General features: G+C 55.0%; 13 protein-coding genes and 7 tRNA genes. 17 read left to right on the top strand and 3 right to left on the bottom strand.

From position 1 onward, the window contains the following. Window positions 1-11: 11 nt before the first annotated feature. The gene (gene glnS, locus GVO84_RS06135; RefSeq protein WP_159513657.1) at window positions 12-1,679 is read right to left on the bottom strand and encodes a glutamine--tRNA ligase; all 1,668 of its coding nucleotides are present in this window, start codon (window positions 1,677-1,679) and stop codon (window positions 12-14) included. 179 nt (window positions 1,680-1,858) lie between these two features. Beyond that, window positions 1,859-3,880: an N-acetylglucosamine-specific PTS transporter subunit IIBC gene (gene nagE, locus GVO84_RS06130; RefSeq protein WP_159513656.1), complete on the bottom strand. Its 2,022-nt coding sequence runs from the start codon at window positions 3,878-3,880 to the stop codon at window positions 1,859-1,861. Window positions 3,881-4,208: 328 nt separating this feature from the next. On the opposite strand from nagE, the gene nagB reads away from it, so the two are divergent. From nagB to GVO84_RS06070, 12 genes are all read left to right on the top strand, one after another. Further along, on the top strand, window positions 4,209-5,009 hold the full coding sequence (gene nagB, locus GVO84_RS06125; RefSeq protein ID WP_028012356.1) for a glucosamine-6-phosphate deaminase: 801 nt from the start codon (window positions 4,209-4,211) through the stop codon (window positions 5,007-5,009). A 55-nt stretch (window positions 5,010-5,064) separates the two neighbouring features. Continuing rightward, window positions 5,065-6,213, top strand: a complete 1,149-nt coding sequence (gene nagA / locus GVO84_RS06120; protein ID WP_159513655.1) for an N-acetylglucosamine-6-phosphate deacetylase — start codon at window positions 5,065-5,067, stop codon at window positions 6,211-6,213. Window positions 6,214-6,221: 8 nt separating this feature from the next. Beyond that, window positions 6,222-7,442, top strand: coding sequence for a DNA-binding transcriptional regulator NagC (nagC, locus tag GVO84_RS06115; RefSeq protein WP_021242995.1), 1,221 nt, complete (start codon window positions 6,222-6,224; stop codon window positions 7,440-7,442). A 45-nt stretch (window positions 7,443-7,487) separates the two neighbouring features. Further along, window positions 7,488-8,240: a ribonucleotide monophosphatase NagD gene (nagD, locus tag GVO84_RS06110; RefSeq protein WP_063143173.1), complete on the top strand. Its 753-nt coding sequence runs from the start codon at window positions 7,488-7,490 to the stop codon at window positions 8,238-8,240. Between the two features lie 249 nt (window positions 8,241-8,489). Continuing rightward, window positions 8,490-10,154, top strand: coding sequence for an asparagine synthase B (gene asnB / locus GVO84_RS06105; RefSeq protein ID WP_014069343.1), 1,665 nt, complete (start codon window positions 8,490-8,492; stop codon window positions 10,152-10,154). A 226-nt stretch (window positions 10,155-10,380) separates the two neighbouring features. Further along, a tRNA-Met gene (locus GVO84_RS06100) sits at window positions 10,381-10,457 on the top strand. Window positions 10,458-10,465: 8 nt separating this feature from the next. Then, a tRNA-Leu gene (locus GVO84_RS06095) sits at window positions 10,466-10,550 on the top strand. A gap of 23 nt (window positions 10,551-10,573) precedes the next feature. Next, window positions 10,574-10,648 (top strand) — tRNA-Gln (locus GVO84_RS06090). Window positions 10,649-10,680: 32 nt separating this feature from the next. Beyond that, a tRNA-Gln gene (locus tag GVO84_RS06085) sits at window positions 10,681-10,755 on the top strand. 17 nt (window positions 10,756-10,772) lie between these two features. Further along, a tRNA-Met gene (locus tag GVO84_RS06080) sits at window positions 10,773-10,849 on the top strand. Window positions 10,850-10,889: 40 nt separating this feature from the next. Beyond that, window positions 10,890-10,964: transfer RNA gene (locus tag GVO84_RS06075), tRNA-Gln, on the top strand. Window positions 10,965-11,000: 36 nt separating this feature from the next. Beyond that, window positions 11,001-11,075, top strand: a tRNA-Gln gene (locus GVO84_RS06070). Window positions 11,076-11,198: 123 nt separating this feature from the next. Here the strand turns inward: GVO84_RS06070 and ubiF are convergent. Further along, complete coding sequence (ubiF, locus tag GVO84_RS06065) at window positions 11,199-12,374, bottom strand: 3-demethoxyubiquinol 3-hydroxylase (RefSeq protein WP_159513654.1); 1,176 nt, start codon at window positions 12,372-12,374, stop codon at window positions 11,199-11,201. A gap of 135 nt (window positions 12,375-12,509) precedes the next feature. Here ubiF and miaB point away from each other — a divergent pair, with 135 nt between their 5' ends. From miaB to lnt, 5 genes are all read left to right on the top strand, one after another. Then, entirely contained in the window at window positions 12,510-13,934 is a 1,425-nt protein-coding gene (gene miaB, locus GVO84_RS06060; RefSeq protein WP_159513653.1) for a tRNA (N6-isopentenyl adenosine(37)-C2)-methylthiotransferase MiaB, read from the top strand. Between the two features lie 163 nt (window positions 13,935-14,097). Then, window positions 14,098-15,144 (top strand): PhoH family protein, encoded by a 1,047-nt coding sequence (locus GVO84_RS06055; protein WP_023310759.1) that lies wholly within the window; start codon window positions 14,098-14,100, stop codon window positions 15,142-15,144. After that, window positions 15,141-15,608: an rRNA maturation RNase YbeY gene (ybeY, locus tag GVO84_RS06050; protein ID WP_008501052.1), complete on the top strand. Its 468-nt coding sequence runs from the start codon at window positions 15,141-15,143 to the stop codon at window positions 15,606-15,608. Before GVO84_RS06055 ends, ybeY begins: the two co-directional genes overlap by 4 nt. A gap of 89 nt (window positions 15,609-15,697) precedes the next feature. Next, window positions 15,698-16,576, top strand: a complete 879-nt coding sequence (gene corC, locus GVO84_RS06045; RefSeq protein ID WP_021242574.1) for a CNNM family magnesium/cobalt transport protein CorC — start codon at window positions 15,698-15,700, stop codon at window positions 16,574-16,576. A 5-nt stretch (window positions 16,577-16,581) separates the two neighbouring features. Beyond that, entirely contained in the window at window positions 16,582-18,120 is a 1,539-nt protein-coding gene (gene lnt / locus GVO84_RS06040) for an apolipoprotein N-acyltransferase (RefSeq protein ID WP_159513652.1), read from the top strand. Window positions 18,121-18,231: the final 111 nt, after the last annotated feature.

Here is an 18,231-nt window from a genome sequence, read left to right as displayed (position 1 = left end):
GAGCAGCAATATTATTCGCCGATCTTCGTCCAGGTATCACGCAGGCCGACGGTACGGTTAAATACCGGTTTTTCCGCCGTGCTGTAACGGCTGTCCAGACAGAAGTAACCTTCACGTTCAAACTGGAACGCTTTGCCCGCTTCAGCGGCTTTCAGAGAAGGCTCCGCATAACCCTGCTTGATTACCAGAGATTCCGGGTTGATGGTCGCCAGGAAATCTTCCGCAGCTCCTGGGTTAGGCACGCTGAACAGACGATCGTACAGACGAATTTCAACCGGCAGCGCGTGGGAAGCGCTCACCCAGTGAATAACGCCCTTCACTTTACGGCCGTCAGCAGGATCTTTGCTCAGGGTCTCTGCATCGTAAGAACAGAAGATGGTGTTGATATTCCCTTCCGCATCTTTCTCTACGCGCTCGGCTTTGATGACGTAGGCATTACGCAGACGCACTTCTTTACCCAGCACCAGACGCTTGTACTGCTTGTTGGCTTCTTCGCGGAAGTCAGCGCGGTCAATCCAGATGTCACCGCTGAACGGTACGTCACGGCTACCCATTTCCGGTTTGTTCGGATGGTTAGGCATGGAGACCAGCTCGCTTTCACCCTGCGGATAGTTTTCGATAACCAGTTTCACCGGATCGATAACGGCCATCGCACGCGGGGCGTTTTCGTTGAGATCTTCGCGAATGCAGGATTCCAGGGAGGCCATCTCGATGGTGTTGTCCTGCTTGGTCACGCCGATACGTTTGCAGAACTCACGAATAGAGGCGGCAGTGTAACCACGACGACGCAGACCGGAGATGGTCGGCATACGCGGGTCATCCCAGCCCTCAACGTGCTTGTCGGTCACCAGCAGGTTCAGCTTACGCTTGGACATCACGGTGTATTCCAGATTCAGACGAGAGAACTCGTACTGGCGCGGATGCACAGGAATGGTGATGTTATCCAGCACCCAGTCGTACAGACGACGGTTGTCCTGGAACTCCAGCGTACACAGGGAGTGCGTAATGCCTTCCAGCGCATCGCTGATGCAGTGGGTGAAGTCGTACATCGGGTAGATGCACCACTTGTTACCGGTCTGGTGGTGTTCTGCGAACTTGATGCGGTACAGCACCGGATCGCGCATCACGATGAACGGAGATGCCATGTCGATTTTGGCACGCAGGCACGCTTTGCCTTCTTCGAAGCCACCGGCACGCATTTTTTCAAACAGCGCCAGGTTCTCTTCCACGCTGCGATCGCGGAACGGGCTGTTTTTGCCCGGCGCAGTCAGCGTACCGCGATATTCACGGATTTCATCAGCAGACAGTTCGTCAACATACGCCAGACCTTTATTGATCAGTTCAACCGCGTAGGCATACAGCTGATCGAAATAGTCAGAGGAGTAGCAGATATCGCCAGACCAGTTGAAGCCCAGCCATTGCACGTCATTCTTGATGGACTCAACGTATTCGATGTCTTCTTTTACTGGGTTGGTGTCATCGAAACGCAGGTTGCACTGTCCCTGGTAGTCTTGCGCAATGCCAAAGTTCAGGCAAATGGACTTCGCATGCCCGATATGCAGGTAGCCGTTCGGCTCCGGCGGGAAGCGGGTATGAATTGTGGTGTGCTTACCACTGGCCAGATCTTCATCGATGATCTGACGAATAAAGTTACTCGGGCGGGCTTCTGCCTCACTCATCGTGGATTCCTCAAAGCGTAAACAACGTATAACGGCGTATGATCTTATAAGCCGGACGTAGTGACAACCCTTAGTTACGGAAAATACGTATCTGATGAAAATAATGGGGGCGTTTGCTGCAAAAAAAAGCGGCGGAGGATATCCCCCGCCGCTTAAGGCATGACTCTACTCAGGAGCGATTACTTGCCTTTAATCTCATACAGCGGCGTTTGCCCCGCAACAACCTGACCTTTCGCCTGAATGACCAGGCCACTGAAGTCGTCGATGTTGCTGCAAACGACCGGGCTTATCATGGAGCGCGCGTTGGCGTTCAGGAAGTCCAGATCCATTTCCAGAATCGGCTGCCCGGCCACCACTTCAGCGCCCTCTTCCACCAGGCGAGTAAAGCCCTGACCGTTCAGCGCAACGGTATCGATACCCATATGGACAACGATCTCCGCGCCATTTTCGGTTTCGAGGCAGAACGCGTGGTTGGTATTGAAGATTTTCACGATGGTACCGGCCGCAGGAGACACAACAGTTTTTTCCGTTGGTTTCACCGCCACACCGTCACCAACCGCTTTGCTGGCGAAGGCTTCGTCAGGCACCTGCTCAATCGCAACGACGTCACCGGTTACCGGTGAAACCAGCGCGGCTACCGTTTTGGCGTTGGGTACCGCCTGCGGTTTTGCAGCCGCTGGCGCGGCGGCAGGGGCGGCAAAAGCTTCTGCTGCGGCTACCGGACCGGTGGTTTTCATGGCGTTAGCAATTTTCTCTGCCACGAAGCCAACGATAATCTGCACGCTGGTTTTGTTCAGGCGGATAACGCCGGAAGCCCCCAGACGTTTGGCCAGCGCTTCGTTCACCAGGGAAGAGTCTTTAACGTTCAGACGCAGGCGAGTGATACAGGCGTCGATACCGGTCAGGTTGTCAGAACCGCCGACAGCGGCGATGTACTGACGCGCCAGACCTGATACGTCCTGATCCTGAGCACCGCTCACGTTCACATCCTGACCATCCGCTTCGCTACCGGCCACGGCCAGTTCACGACCCGGGGTCATCAGGTTGAATTTGGTGATAGTGAAGCGGAACACCACGTAGTAGATCGCGAAGAACACCAGACCTTGCGGGATCAGCATCCACCAGTGGGTCGCCAGCGGGTTACGGGACGACAGCACCATATCCACCAGACCGGCGCTGAAGCCGAAACCGGCAATCCACTGCATGCTGGCAGCGATGAACACGGAGATACCGGTCAGCACGGCGTGGATCACATACAGCACCGGCGCCACGAACATGAAGGAGAACTCCAGCGGCTCGGTGATACCGGTGAAGAAGGCCGCGAATGCCCCCGCCATCATGATACCCAGCACTTTCGCTTTGTTCTCTGGACGCGCGCAGTGGTAGATAGCCAGCGCAGCACCCGGCAGACCAAACATCATGATCGGGAAGAAGCCCGCCTGGTAACGACCGGTGATACCGACAACCGCTTTACCTGCTTCGATGGACTGTGCGCCACCCAGGAAGTTAGGGATATCGTTAATACCAGCAACGTCGAACCAGAATACGGAGTTCAGCGCGTGGTGCAGACCGACCGGGATCAGCAGACGGTTGAAGAACGCGTACACGCCCGCACCGACAGAACCCAGTTTCTGGATGTGCTCACCGAAGTTCACCAGACCGTCGAAGATCATCGGCCAGACGTACATCATGATGAACGCGACAACGATCATCACAAACGAGGTCAGGATGGGGACCAGGCGGCGTCCGCTAAAGAAGGAGAGCGCTTTTGGCAGCTCTACGCTGCTGAAGCGGTTATACAGTTCAGCGGAGATGATACCCACAAGGATACCGACGAACTGGTTGCTGATCTTACCGAATGCCGCCGGAACCTGGTCCGCCGGAATTTTTTGGATCATAGCCACCGCTGCAGGCGAGCAGAGGGTGGTTAATACGAGGAAACCGACAAAACCCGTCAGCGCAGCGGCGCCGTCTTTGTCTTTTGACATACCGTAGGCCACACCAATCGCGAACAACACGGACATGTTGTCGATAATGGCGGAACCTGACTTGATAAAGAACGCCGCCAGCGCGCTGGTATTACCCCAGCCGTTGGGGTCGATCCAGTAGCCGACACCCATCAGGATGGCTGCGGCAGGCAGCGTGGCGACCGGCACCATCAGTGCGCGACCAACCTTTTGTAAATAACCTAGAATACTCACTTTCTTCCCCCTATGAGACCCCGTTTAAGGCATGTTCTCAGCTCTGTTTTTTATTGTGTCACGAACGATAGATACCGTTGATGCTTCACTGGCATTGTGAGTGTGTGAAAAATTAATTCGTATCGCAAATTAAACGCGTACTTTTTGTGATTTTTGTCACCAAATATCGTTATTCACCCTCCCTTATACTGGCTAACAGCGAAAACTTATTTTATCATTCAAAAAATCAAGACGGATTGATCCGGCCTGAAAGTTTCCAGGTTACGCTTACGTATCAGGTTCCGATAGCCATCCGCCCGCTCTTCTACTTTAACTCTTGAGGTGAACAATGAGACTGATTCCCCTGGCAACTGCTGAACAAGTCGGTAAATGGGCCGCTCGCCATATCGTTAATCGTATTAACGCGTTTAAACCGACCGCCGATCGTCCTTTCGTTCTTGGACTTCCGACCGGCGGCACGCCACTGACCGCCTATAAGGCGCTGGTTGAGATGCATAAAGCAGGCCAGGTTAGCTTTAAGCATGTTGTGACGTTCAACATGGACGAATATGTTGGCCTGCCAAAGGAACATCCGGAAAGCTACCATAGCTTCATGCACCGCAATTTCTTTGATCACGTTGATATCCCAGCTGAAAATATTAACCTGCTGAATGGAAACGCGCCTGATATTGACGCAGAATGCCGCCAGTACGAAGAAAAAATCCGTTCTTACGGTAAAATCCACCTGTTCATGGGTGGCGTGGGCAACGATGGTCATATCGCGTTCAACGAACCGGCGTCATCTCTGGCTTCTCGCACCCGTATTAAAACGCTGACCCATGACACGCGCGTGGCAAACTCCCGCTTCTTTGACGGCGATGTTAACCAGGTTCCGAAATACGCCCTGACCGTTGGCGTAGGCACCCTGCTGGATGCCGAAGAAGTGATGATTCTGGTGCTGGGCGGCGTGAAAGCGCAGGCGCTCCAGGCGGCCGTAGAAGGCAACGTTAACCATATGTGGACCATCAGCTGCCTGCAGCTGCATCCTAAATCAGTCATCGTCTGCGACGAACCGTCCACGATGGAGCTGAAGGTAAAAACGCTGAAATACTTCAACGAGTTAGAAGCTGAGAACATCAAAGGTCTGTAATTGAATAACCGCCTCTTCATCAAGAGGCGGCCGCTTTTTTTAACCGGGGGTCGTTATGTACGCTTTAACCCACGGTCGGATTTATACCGGCCATGAAATTCTGGATGACCATGCGATTGTTATCGCTGATGGCCTGATTGAACGTGTTTGCCCGCTGGCAGAACTGCCGCCGGAGATTGAACAGCGCTCACTCAATGGAGCAGTAATCTCCCCCGGTTTCATCGACGTACAGCTCAACGGCTGCGGCGGTGTGCAATTCAATGACACCGCGGATGCGGTGACGGTCGAAACGCTGGAGATCATGCAGAAAGCCAATGAGAAATCGGGCTGCACCAGCTATCTGCCAACGCTCATCACCAGCAGTGATGACCTCATGAAGCAGGGTATCCGCGTGATGCGCGAATATCTGGCCAAGCACCCTAATCAGGCGCTGGGTCTGCACCTTGAAGGGCCATGGCTGAATATGGTCAAGAAAGGAACGCATAACCCAAATTACGTGCGTAAACCTGATGCGGAGCTGGTTGACTACATGTGTGCGAACGCCGATGTGATCACCAAAGTGACGCTGGCGCCTGAAATAGCGGGGACGGAGGTCATCAGCAAACTGGCTGGTGCCGGGATTATCGTTTCAGCAGGGCACTCAAACGCGACGCTGAAAGAAGCGAAAGCCGGTTTCCGCGCGGGCATTACCTTCGCAACGCACCTTTACAACGCCATGCCGTATATCACAGGCCGTGAACCGGGTCTGGTCGGGGCGATTCTGGATGAGCCAGACGTCTACTGCGGCATTATTGCTGACGGCTTGCATGTCGATTACACCAACATCCGCAACGCTAAGCGGCTGAAAGGTGACAAGCTTTGTCTGGTGACGGATGCCACCGCACCGGCAGGTGCAAATATTGAGCAGTTCATTTTTGCCGGTAAAACAATATACTACCGCAATGGACTGTGTGTGGATGAAAACGGTACGCTGAGCGGTTCCTCTTTAACCATGATTGAAGGGGTGCGTAACCTGGTTGAACATTGCGGGATTGCGCTTGATGAAGTCCTGCGTATGGCAACCCTTTATCCGGCTCGCGCAATGGGCGTTGATAAACAGCTCGGCGGAATTGCACCAGGTATGGTTGCAAACCTGACGGCATTCACACACGATTATAAAATTATTAAGACCATCGTTAATGGTAACGAGGTCGTCACTGAGTAAGTAAAAGTATGACACCTGGCGGACAAGCTCAAATCGGTAATGTCGATCTCGTTAAACAACTTAACAGTGCGGCGGTGTACCGCCTGATTGACCAGCACGGACCAATCTCGCGAATTCAGATAGCCGAACAAAGCCAGCTTGCTCCCGCCAGCGTGACAAAAATTACCCGTCAGCTCATTGAGCGCGGTCTGATCAAAGAAGTCGATCAGCAGGCCTCCACCGGGGGCCGCCGCGCAATCTCCATTATTACCGAAACCCGCAATTTTCAGGCCATTGGCGTCCGTCTGGGCCGCCATGACACCACGCTCACGCTGTACGATCTGAGCAGTAAAGCCATTGCGGAAGAGCACTACCCTCTTCCGGAGCGCACCCAGGAGACGCTGGAGCATGCGCTGCTCAATACCATCGCGCAGTTTATTGAAAGCTGTCAGCGCAAGATCCGCGAACTCATCGCCATCTCCGTAATTCTACCCGGTCTGGTCGACCCGGAAAGCGGCGTGATCCGCTATATGCCGCACATTCAGGTTGAAAACTGGGGACTGGTCGACGCGCTGGAAAAGCGTTTTAAAGTGACCTGCTTTGTGGGTCACGACATTCGCTCGCTGGCGCTGGCAGAGCACTACTTTGGTGCGAGCCAGGACTGTGAAGACTCTATTCTGGTGCGCGTTCACCGCGGAACGGGCGCGGGTATTATCTCTAACGGCCGAATTTTTATTGGTCGCAACGGTAACGTCGGCGAGATTGGCCACATTCAGGTTGAGCCCCTCGGGGAGCGCTGCCACTGCGGCAACTTCGGTTGTCTTGAAACCATTGCCGCCAACACGGCCATCGAGCAGCGCGTTCGCCATCTCCTTGAACAGGGTTACCAAAGCCGCGTCACTCTGGACGATTGCAAGATAGGCACCATCTGCAAAGCCGCCAATAAGGGCGACGCGCTGGCCTGCGAAGTAATCGAGCAGGTAGGACGCCACCTGGGGAAAACCATCGCCATCGCCATTAACCTGTTTAACCCACAAAAAGTGGTGATCGCCGGTGAAATTGTGGAAGCGGAAAAGGTGCTGCTCCCCGCCATTGAAGGCTGTATTAACACCCAGGCGCTGAAAGCATTCCGCCAGAATCTTCCGGTGGTTCGTTCAAAGCTTGACCATCGCTCGGCGATTGGCGCGTTCGCGCTGGTCAAACGCGCCATGCTTAACGGAATTCTGCTGCAGCATTTGCTGGAAAGCTGATCGGACCTTATAGTAACGCCTTCTTTTTTTGATGTCGGACTGTCCATGACCATTAAGAATGTAATTTGTGATATCGACGGCGTGCTGATGCACGACAACGTTGCCGTGCCGGGTGCTGCGGAGTTTCTTCACCGCATCATCGACAAAGGAATGCCACTGGTTCTGCTCACGAACTACCCTTCCCAAACAGGTCAGGATCTGGCAAACCGCTTTGCCACGGCGGGCGTCGACGTCCCGGACAGCGTGTTTTATACCTCGGCGATGGCCACGGCGGATTTTCTGAAGCGTCAGGAAGGGAAAAAAGCCTACGTCGTCGGTGAAGGCGCGCTGATCCACGAGCTGTACAAAGCGGGTTTTACCATCACCGATGTTAATCCGGACTTTGTGATTGTCGGCGAAACGCGCTCCTTTAACTGGGAGATGATGCATAAAGCTGCATACTTTGTCGCCAGCGGCGCGCGCTTTATCGCCACCAACCCGGATACGCACGGCCGTGGTTTTTATCCGGCCTGCGGCGCGCTCTGCGCCGGTATCGAGAAAATCTCCGGTCGTAAGCCGTTTGTGGTCGGGAAACCTAGCCCATGGATCATTCGTGCCGCGCTGAACAAAATGCAGGCCCACTCTGAAGAAACCGTTATTGTCGGCGACAACCTGCGCACCGATATTCTGGCCGGTTTCCAGGCGGGTCTGGAGACAATACTGGTCCTCTCCGGCGTATCTCAACTTGATGACATTGATTCGATGCCGTTCCGGCCAAGCTGGATTTACCCCTCCGTCGATGAAATTGACATTATCTGATACCGAACCACGCCTCAGGGCGTGGTTTTTCATTTAAGGCCTATACAAACAAAACCCCATCTAACAAAAAGCACGTTTTATTGCATAATCATCAATAAAAGACTTCATGACGTACTCTTTTTTCACTATTCCACAATCACCATTGCACTATTTCCGTTTTCACCCGTAAAACGCTTGCGCGCCCTGCCCCTTTGCGGCATTTTCATAAGCAAGCAACATTACAAAGCAACAGGGTTAACGGAGAAGGTTATGTGTTCAATTTTTGGCGTACTGGATATTAAAACTGACGCGGGCGAACTGCGTAAAAAGGCACTCGAACTGTCCCGCCTGATGCGCCATCGCGGACCAGACTGGTCAGGCGTCTACGCCAGTGATAAAGCGATTCTGGCTCACGAACGTCTGTCTATTGTTGACGTCAACGCCGGTGCACAGCCGCTGTATAACGAGAAAAAAACGCACGCGCTGGCTGTCAACGGTGAGATCTACAACCACCAGGCGCTGCGCGCCGAATACGGCGACCGCTACGCGTTCCAGACCGGTTCTGACTGTGAAGTGATCCTGGCGCTGTATCAGGAGAAAGGGCCCGAGTTCCTGGACGACCTGCAGGGCATGTTCGCCTTCGCTCTGTACGACAGTGAAAAAGACGCTTACCTGATTGGCCGTGACCATATCGGCATTATCCCGCTGTACATGGGCCACGATGAGCACGGCAACTTCTATGTTGCCTCTGAAATGAAAGCCCTGGTACCGGTCTGCCGCACCATCAAAGAATTCCCGGCGGGCAGCTACCTGTGGAGCAAAGACGGCGAGATCCGTCAGTATTATCAGCGTGACTGGTTCGATTTCGACGCGGTAAAAGACAACGTCACGGATAAAGCCGAGCTGCGTCAGGCGCTGGAAGATTCCGTGAAAAGCCACCTGATGTCCGACGTGCCGTACGGCGTGCTGCTCTCCGGCGGTCTGGACTCCTCCGTGATCTCCGCGATCACCAAGAAATTCGCGGCCCGTCGCGTGGAAGATCAGGAGCGCTCAGAAGCCTGGTGGCCACAGCTGCACTCTTTTGCCGTTGGCCTGGAAGGCGCACCGGATCTGAAAGCCGCGCAGGAAGTGGCAAATCACCTCGGCACCGTGCACCATGAGATTCATTTCACCGTGCAGGAAGGTCTGGATGCGATCCGCGATGTGATCTATCACATTGAAACCTATGACGTGACCACCATCCGCGCCTCGACCCCGATGTACCTGATGTCGCGTAAGATCAAAGCGATGGGCATCAAGATGGTGCTCTCCGGTGAAGGTTCTGACGAAGTGTTTGGCGGCTACCTGTACTTCCATAAGGCCCCGAACGCCAAAGAGCTGCACGAAGAGACCGTGCGTAAGCTGCAGGCGCTGCATATGTTTGACTGTGCGCGTGCTAACAAAGCGATGTCCGCATGGGGCGTGGAAGCGCGCGTGCCGTTCCTGGATAAAAAATTCCTCGACGTCGCGATGCGCATCAACCCGCAGGACAAGATGTGCGGCAACGGCAAAATGGAAAAACATATCCTGCGCGAATGTTTTGAATCCTACCTGCCGGCGAGCGTGGCATGGCGTCAGAAAGAGCAGTTCTCTGATGGCGTAGGTTATAGCTGGATCGACACCCTGAAAGAGGTCGCGGCGAAACAGGTTTCTGACCAACAGCTGGAAACCGCAAGCTTCCGCTTCCCGTACAACACGCCGGGTTCGAAAGAGGCCTATCTGTACCGTGAAATTTTTGAAGAGCTGTTCCCGGTACCGAGTGCTGCGGAGTGCGTACCGGGTGGCCCATCCGTCGCCTGCTCTTCTGCCAAAGCGATTGAATGGGATGAATCTTTCAAATCCATGAACGATCCATCAGGACGCGCGGTAGGCGTTCACCAGTCAGCCTACAAATAATCACTCAGATCGCAATCGGGCCCCTCAGGGGCCTGATTTTTTTGCCTCGTATTTCACCGTCTAAATCTGATTAATAACCAATAATTGCCGAATATTCGGTCACGCTGTTCGCAACCTAACCAAACAGTCACATTCCGGCTATTTTCGTTGAAAAAGGTGTTGACGCTGCAAGGGTCTATACGCATAATGCGCCCCGCAACGCCGATAAGGTAACGCGAAAAAAGATGGCTACGTAGCTCAGTTGGTTAGAGCACATCACTCATAATGATGGGGTCACAGGTTCGAATCCCGTCGTAGCCACCATCTTTTTTGCGGGAGTGGCGAAATTGGTAGACGCACCAGATTTAGGTTCTGGCGCCGCAAGGTGTGCGAGTTCAAGTCTCGCCTCCCGCACCATTCCCAGGTAAGCGTTGCACGGATGGGGTATCGCCAAGCGGTAAGGCACCGGTTTTTGATACCGGCATTCCCTGGTTCGAATCCAGGTACCCCAGCCATATTTCTTCGATTTTGCGGTTCTCCGCGGTATTGGGGTATCGCCAAGCGGTAAGGCACCGGTTTTTGATACCGGCATTCCCTGGTTCGAATCCAGGTACCCCAGCCATCGAAGATTGCAGTACTGGCTACGTAGCTCAGTTGGTTAGAGCACATCACTCATAATGATGGGGTCACAGGTTCGAATCCCGTCGTAGCCACCAAATTAAGATTGTCGATTTTTCGGTAATCAAGACAAATTGTTGGGGTATCGCCAAGCGGTAAGGCACCGGATTCTGATTCCGGCATTCCGAGGTTCGAATCCTCGTACCCCAGCCAATTTAAAAAGTCGTTAAGCAGTTTGTTTAACGCAATTGGGGTGTCGCCAAGCGGTAAGGCTCTGGTTTCTGATACCAGCATTCCGGGGTTCGAATCCCTGCACCCCAGCCACTTAAGTAACAAAAAAGCCCGCTCTGCGGGCTTTTTTGTTTTTGTTGCTCAGAATTGTGCGGCCTGATGCCCCCTCACCCTAACCCTCTCCCCAAAGGGGCGAGGGAATAGTCGGAGCAAAGATTAAAGTCCTAAGGCGTATTTCAGCGCCTGACGTTTCAGACCACCGGCACGCTCCGCTGCCATCAATCCAATATTACGCAGAATGCGCACCGGGGCTAAGTCATTGCTGAACCCGGCATAGAACAGATCCATCCCCGACTGCATGATGAAATTGTCCGCCATGCGCCGCGTCTGGTAACGTTTCAGGACCTGATGGCTGGCCCAGTTTTCCGCGTGCCCGCGGGCGCTGCCCAGCACATCCAGTAACGCATCGACATCACGATACCCCAGGTTGACACCCTGCCCGGCCAGCGGATGAATGGTGTGTGCCGCATCGCCCACCAGCGCCAGCCCTGCACGGGCATACTGCAAAGCGTGACGGCGCGTGAGCGGAAACGCCCCGGCAGCGACCGGCGTAACGTTGCCCAGACGGCTCGGGAAGTGCAGGCGGATTTCCCGCTGCAATTGTTCCATTGAAAGTCCCTGCAGCTGGCGAATGCGCGCGGGTTTGTCGTACCACACCAGCGACGCCCAGTTATCAAACAGCGGTAAAAAGGCGTGCGGACCGTTAGGCGTAAAGTGCTGCCAGGTGCTTTCTCCCGGCGCATTCTCGCACTCGACGGTAATCAGCATGCAGGATTGCTCATACTGCCAGGCATGAACCCCGATACCCGCCATCTGTCTGACCTGTGAGTTAGCGCCGTCCGCCCCAACGACCAGCTTCACGGCAAGTTCATCGCCGCTGTCGAGCGTCAGTAAATAGCCGCTCTCGTGAGGGTGCAGTGCCTTAAGCGACGCCGGAACGCGCAGCGTCACCTTCGGATGCGTCTCCAGCGCCTGCCAGAGCGCCAGCTGGAGCACGTTGTTTTCCACCATATAACCCAGGCGCGGCAGCTTCAGCTCAGCGGCATCAAACGCGACGTGGGCATTTTCCCACTCCCAGGTTTCAAGACGGCTGTAAGGATGGGCGCGCATCGCCAGCACCGCCTCCCAGACGCCCAGCCCGCGCAGCAGATCGACGGACGCCGCGCTGATCGCGGAAATGCGCACATCCGGTTTGCTGGCGGGATCGAAGGCCGGCGGAGCAGCCTGTTCAATTACCGTTACCTCAAATCCCTGCTGCGCCAGCCCCAGCGCCAGCGCGCCGCCGACCATACCGCCGCCGACAACGGCAACTTCGGTGTGTAGGAGTGTCATGGTCAATTTTCCTTATTGGAGAATCTCTTAAGTTTACCGGATTTTTGCGGTCCTGAGACACATAACCTTCATACTGGTCACAACCCCACCAAAGCATTACAATACGCGGCTTGCAATCCTGAGCTGAGCAAGTCGATGACTAAAAAACTCCATATAAAAACCTGGGGCTGTCAGATGAACGAATACGATTCATCCAAGATGGCCGATCTGCTGGATTCAACCCACGGATACCAGCTGACAGAAAATGCGAAAGAAGCGGACGTGCTGCTGCTGAACACCTGTTCGATTCGTGAAAAAGCGCAAGAAAAAGTCTTTCACGTGTTAGGCCGCTGGAAGCTTCTCAAGCGAAAAAATCCGGACCTGATCATCGGCGTGGGTGGCTGCGTTGCGTCGCAGGAAGGCAAGCTGATCCGCCAGAGAGCCCCGTATGTGGATATTGTCTTTGGTCCTCAGACCCTGCACCGCCTGCCGGAGATGATCAATCAGGTTCGCGGCAACCGCAGCCCGGTCGTTGACGTCAGTTTCCCGGAGATCGAAAAGTTTGACCGTCTGCCAGAGCCGCGCGCCGATGGCCCGACCGCCTTCGTCTCCATCATGGAAGGCTGCAACAAATACTGCACTTACTGCGTAGTGCCTTACACCCGCGGTGAAGAAGTCAGCCGTCCTGCAGACGATATTCTGTTTGAAATCGCCCAGCTTGCCGCGCAGGGCGTTCGCGAAGTGAACCTGCTGGGCCAGAACGTTAACGCCTGGCGCGGGGAGAACTACGACGGCACCACCGGCAGCTTTGCCGAACTGCTGCGTCTGGTGGCCGCGATTGACGGTATCGACCGCATTCGCTTTACCACCAGCCATCCGATGGAGTTTACCGACGACATCATTGACGTGTATCGCGATACGCCAGAGCTGGTGAGCTTCCTGCACCTGCCGATTCAGTGCGGCTCTGACCGCGTGCTGAACCTGATGGGCCGCACGCATACGGTGCTGGAGTACAAATCCACTATTCGTAAGCTGCGTGAAGCGCGTCCGGATATCCAGATCAGCTCCGATTTTATCGTCGGCTTCCCTGGCGAAACCGCTGATGACTTCGAGCGCACCATGAAGCTCATCGGTGAAGTGAATTTTGACGTCAGCTACAGCTTCATCTTCTCTGCACGTCCTGGAACACCTGCGGCCGATATGGTTGACGATGTGCCGGAAGAAGAGAAAAAGCAGCGTCTGTATATTCTGCAGGAGCGTATTAACCAGCAGGCCAACGCGTGGAGCCGCCGTATGCTCGGCACCGTTCAGCGCATTCTGGTGGAAGGCACCTCCCGCAAGAGCATTATGGAACTCTCCGGTCGTACCGAAAACAACCGCGTGGTGAACTTTGAAGGCACCCCGGATATGATCGGTAAATTCGTGGATGTCGAGATCGTCGACGTGCTGACCAACTCGCTGCGCGCGAAGCTGGTACGCACCGAGGACGAAATGGGCCTGCGTATTGCCGAGTCACCGGAATCCGTGATCTCTCGCACCCGCAAAGAAAACGATTCTGGCGTGGGGATTTACCAGCCTTAATCCTCCTGGCCTGCCTTTCCGGCAGGCCTTGTATTTCCTCTCATCGTCCCCAATATCTTCCGCAACGCTTGCGCCTTTATTCTGTGGCGTGAATAATTTCGGTAATGACCGTTTTATTACGCCCTATCGCAATGGGTCAGTTAACCAATTAAAGAGGAACAGTTTGAATATAGATACGCGTGAAATTAGCCTTGAGCCAGCAGACAACGCTCGCCTGCTGAGCCTGTGCGGGCCGTTTGATGACAACATCAAACAACTGGAGCGACGTCTGGGTATCGAAATCAATCGTCGCGATAATCATTTCAAACTTACCGGACGCCCTATCTGCGTCAACGCCGCTGCGGATATTCTGCGTAGCCTGTATGTTGATACCGCCCCAATGCGCGGCGAAACGCAGGATATCGAGCCGGAACAGATCCACCTCGCCATTAAAGAGGCGCGAGTGCTTGAGCAGAGCGCGGAAAGCGTGCCGGACTACGGCAAGGCCATTAACATCAAGACCAAACGCGGCGTCATTAAGCCGCGTACGCCAAACCAGGCGCAGTACATCGCCAATATCCTCGACCACGACATCACCTTCGGCGTGGGCCCGGCAGGTACGGGTAAAACCTATCTGGCCGTTGCCGCTGCGGTAGATGCGCTGGAACGCCAGGAGATCCGTCGTATTCTGCTGACCCGCCCGGCCGTTGAAGCGGGCGAAAAGCTGGGCTTCCTGCCGGGCGATTTAAGTCAGAAGGTCGACCCGTATCTGCGTCCTTTATACGATGCCCTGTTCGAAATGCTGGGCTTTGAGAAGGTCGAGAAGCTCATTGAGCGAAACGTTATCGAAGTTGCCCCGCTCGCCTACATGCGCGGTCGTACGCTGAACGATGCATTCATCATTCTCGATGAGAGCCAGAACACCACCATCGAACAGATGAAGATGTTCCTGACGCGTATCGGCTTTAACTCGAAAGCGGTCATTACCGGTGACGTCACCCAGATCGACCTGCCGCGCAGCACCAAATCCGGCCTGCGCCACGCCATTGAGGTGCTGGCCGAGGTCGACGAAATCAGCTTTAACTTCTTCCACAGTGAAGACGTGGTACGCCACCCGGTGGTCGCGCGTATCGTTAACGCCTATGAAGCCTGGGAAGAGGCGGATCAGAAGCGTAAGGCCGAACTGGCCGCAGAACGTAAGCGCGAAGCGCAGGAGCAAGAACAGAAATGAGTCAGGTGATCCTCGATTTACAGCTGGCCTGTGAAGACAATTCCGGCATGCCAGATGAGGCACAATTTCAGAAATGGCTGGATGCCGTTATTCCTCAGTTTCAGGAAGAATCAGAAGTCACGATTCGCCTGGTGGATGAAGCGGAAAGCCATGAGCTTAACCTGACCTATCGCGGGAAAGATAAGCCGACCAACGTGCTCTCTTTCCCGTTCGAAGCCCCGCCGGGCATCGAGATGCCGCTGCTGGGCGATCTGATCATCTGCCGTCAGGTGGTTGAGCAGGAAGCCAAAGAGCAGCAAAAGCCGCTTGAGGCCCACTGGGCGCATATGGTGGTACACGGTAGCCTGCACCTGCTCGGCTACGATCACATTGAAGATGACGAAGCGGAAGAGATGGAGTCCCTCGAGACAGAGATAATGCTTGCTCTGGGCTATGAGGATCCGTACATTGCCGAGAAAGAATAGTCCGTCACCTGACTGACTCACATGCCGCCACGAAAGGACATCGCGTGGCGGTAAACGTTGAACTAACAAGAGAACCCTTAACAAACGCCATGAGCGACGACAATTCACACAGTAGCGACACGACAACCAGTAAAAAGGGATTTTTCTCCCTCATTCTGAACCAGCTTTTCCACGGCGAACCCAAAAACCGTGATGAACTGCTGGAGCTGATTCGTGATTCCGGGCAAAACGACCTTATCGACGAAGATACGCGCGAAATGCTCGAAGGGGTTATGGACATCGCCGACCAGCGCGTTCGCGATATCATGATCCCCCGCTCGCAGATGATCACCCTGAAACGTAACCAGACCCTGGACGAGTGCCTCGATGTGATCATCGAATCCGCCCACTCGCGTTTCCCGGTCATCAGCGAAGACAAAGATCACATCGAAGGGATTTTGATGGCGAAAGATCTGCTGCCGTTTATGCGCAGCGATGCCGAAGCCTTCAGCATGGAAAAAGTGTTACGCCAGGCCGTGGTTGTGCCAGAAAGTAAACGTGTGGATCGGATGCTGAAAGAGTTTCGCTCTCAGCGTTACCACATGGCGATTGTTATTGATGAGTTTGGTGGCGTTTCCGGTCTGGTCACGATCGAGGATATTCTTGAGCTGATCGTGGGCGAAATCGAAGATGAGTATGACGAAGAAGAAGATATCGACTTCCGTCAGCTTAGCCGCCACACCTGGACCGTGCGTGCGCTGGCCTCGATTGAGGACTTCAACGACGCCTTCGGTACCCACTTCAGCGATGAAGAGGTCGATACCATTGGCGGGCTGGTGATGCAGGCCTTTGGCCACCTCCCGGCGCGCGGTGAGACCGTTGACATCGACGGTTACCAGTTCAAAGTGGCAATGGCCGACAGCCGACGTATTATACAGGTTCACGTCAGAACGCCGGACGACTCACCGGTGCCAAAACTGGAAGATTAATGTAAATGGCATTTGCCCCACTGCTTGAACGCCAGCGCGTCCGTTTGCTGCTGGCGCTGTTACTTGGAGCCAGCGGTACGCTGGCTTTCTCTCCTTACGATATCTGGCCCGCGGCCATTCTCTCCCTGATGGGGCTTCAGGGCCTGACCCTGAATCGTCGTCCGGTACAGGCTGCTGCCGTCGGTTACTTCTGGGGGCTGGGGCTGTTTGGCTCAGGCATCAACTGGGTTTATGTCAGCATCGCCCAGTTTGGCGGCATGCCGGGGCCGGTTAACGTCTTCCTCGTTGTGCTGCTCGCCGCCTATCTCTCGCTCTATACCGGACTCTTCGCAGGGATCCTCTCGCGTCTGTGGCCTAAAACCACCTGGCTGCGCGTCGCGATTGCGGCGCCCGTCGTCTGGCAAATTACCGAGTTCCTGCGCGGCTGGGTGCTGACGGGCTTCCCGTGGCTGCAGTTCGGCTACAGCCAGATTGACGGCCCGCTGAAAGGTCTGGCGCCGGTAATGGGTGTTGAAGCCATTAACTTCCTGCTGATGGTGGTGAGCGGCCTGCTTGTCCTGGCGCTGGTCCAGCGCTGCTGGAAACCGCTGGCCGTGGCGCTGGTGCTGTTCGCCCTGCCCTTCCCGCTGCGCTATATCCAGTGGTTCACGCCCGAGCCCGCTCGCGCCATGCAGGTTTCCATGGTGCAGGGGAATATCCCGCAGTCCATGAAGTGGGATGAGAAAGAGCTGCTGAATACGCTGAAGATTTACGCCAACGCCACCGAAGAGGTGATGGGTAAATCCCAGCTGATTATCTGGCCGGAGTCTGCAATCCCCGATCTGGAAATTAACCAGCAGCCGTTCCTCAACATGATGAACGACCTGCTGCTGGCGCGCGGCAGCACGCTGATCACCGGGATTGTCGATGCGCGTCTGAATCAGCAGAACCGCTACGACACCTACAACAGCATCATTACGCTCGGGAAAGACAGCGAGTACAGCTACCACTCCACTGACCGGTACAATAAGAATCACCTGGTGCCGTTTGGTGAATTTGTCCCGCTGGAGTCGATTCTGCGCCCGCTGGCCCCGTTCTTTGACCTGCCGATGTCCTCTTTCAGCCGCGGCCCGTACGTACAGCCTCAGCTGCACGCGCACGGCGTTGCCCTGACGGCGGCCATCTGCTACGAAATCATTCTCGGCGAGCAGGTGCGTGATAACTTCCGCCCGGATACTGACTATCTGCTGACCATCTCCAACGACGCCTGGTTTGGTAAGTCAATCGGCCCGTGGCAGCACTTCCAGATGGCACGTATGCGCTCCCTGGAGCTGGCGCGTCCGCTGCTGCGTAGCACCAACAACGGCATCACCGCTGTGATTGGTCCGCAGGGTGAAATTCAGGCGATGATCCCACAGTTTACCCGTGAGGTACTGACCACTAAAGTCACGCCAACCACGGGGCTGACGCCATACGCTCGTACCGGCAACTGGCCGCTGTGGATTTTGACCGTGCTGTTCGGCTTTGGCGCGGTGCTGATGAGCCTGCGTCAGCGTCGGAAATAACCTTCCCTTCTGTTGCCGGGTGGCGCTGACGCTTACCCGGCCTACTTTCCCATGCTGTAGGTCGGGTAAGGCGTAGCCGCCACCCGACAATTCCCTCCAAATGCCCATTCT

It is taken from the genome of Enterobacter sp. SM3 (assembly GCF_009811935.2).
Taxonomy (GTDB): Bacteria; Pseudomonadota; Gammaproteobacteria; order Enterobacterales; family Enterobacteriaceae; genus Enterobacter; species Enterobacter asburiae_D.
This window is presented reverse-complemented; position numbering and strand designations above follow the sequence as displayed.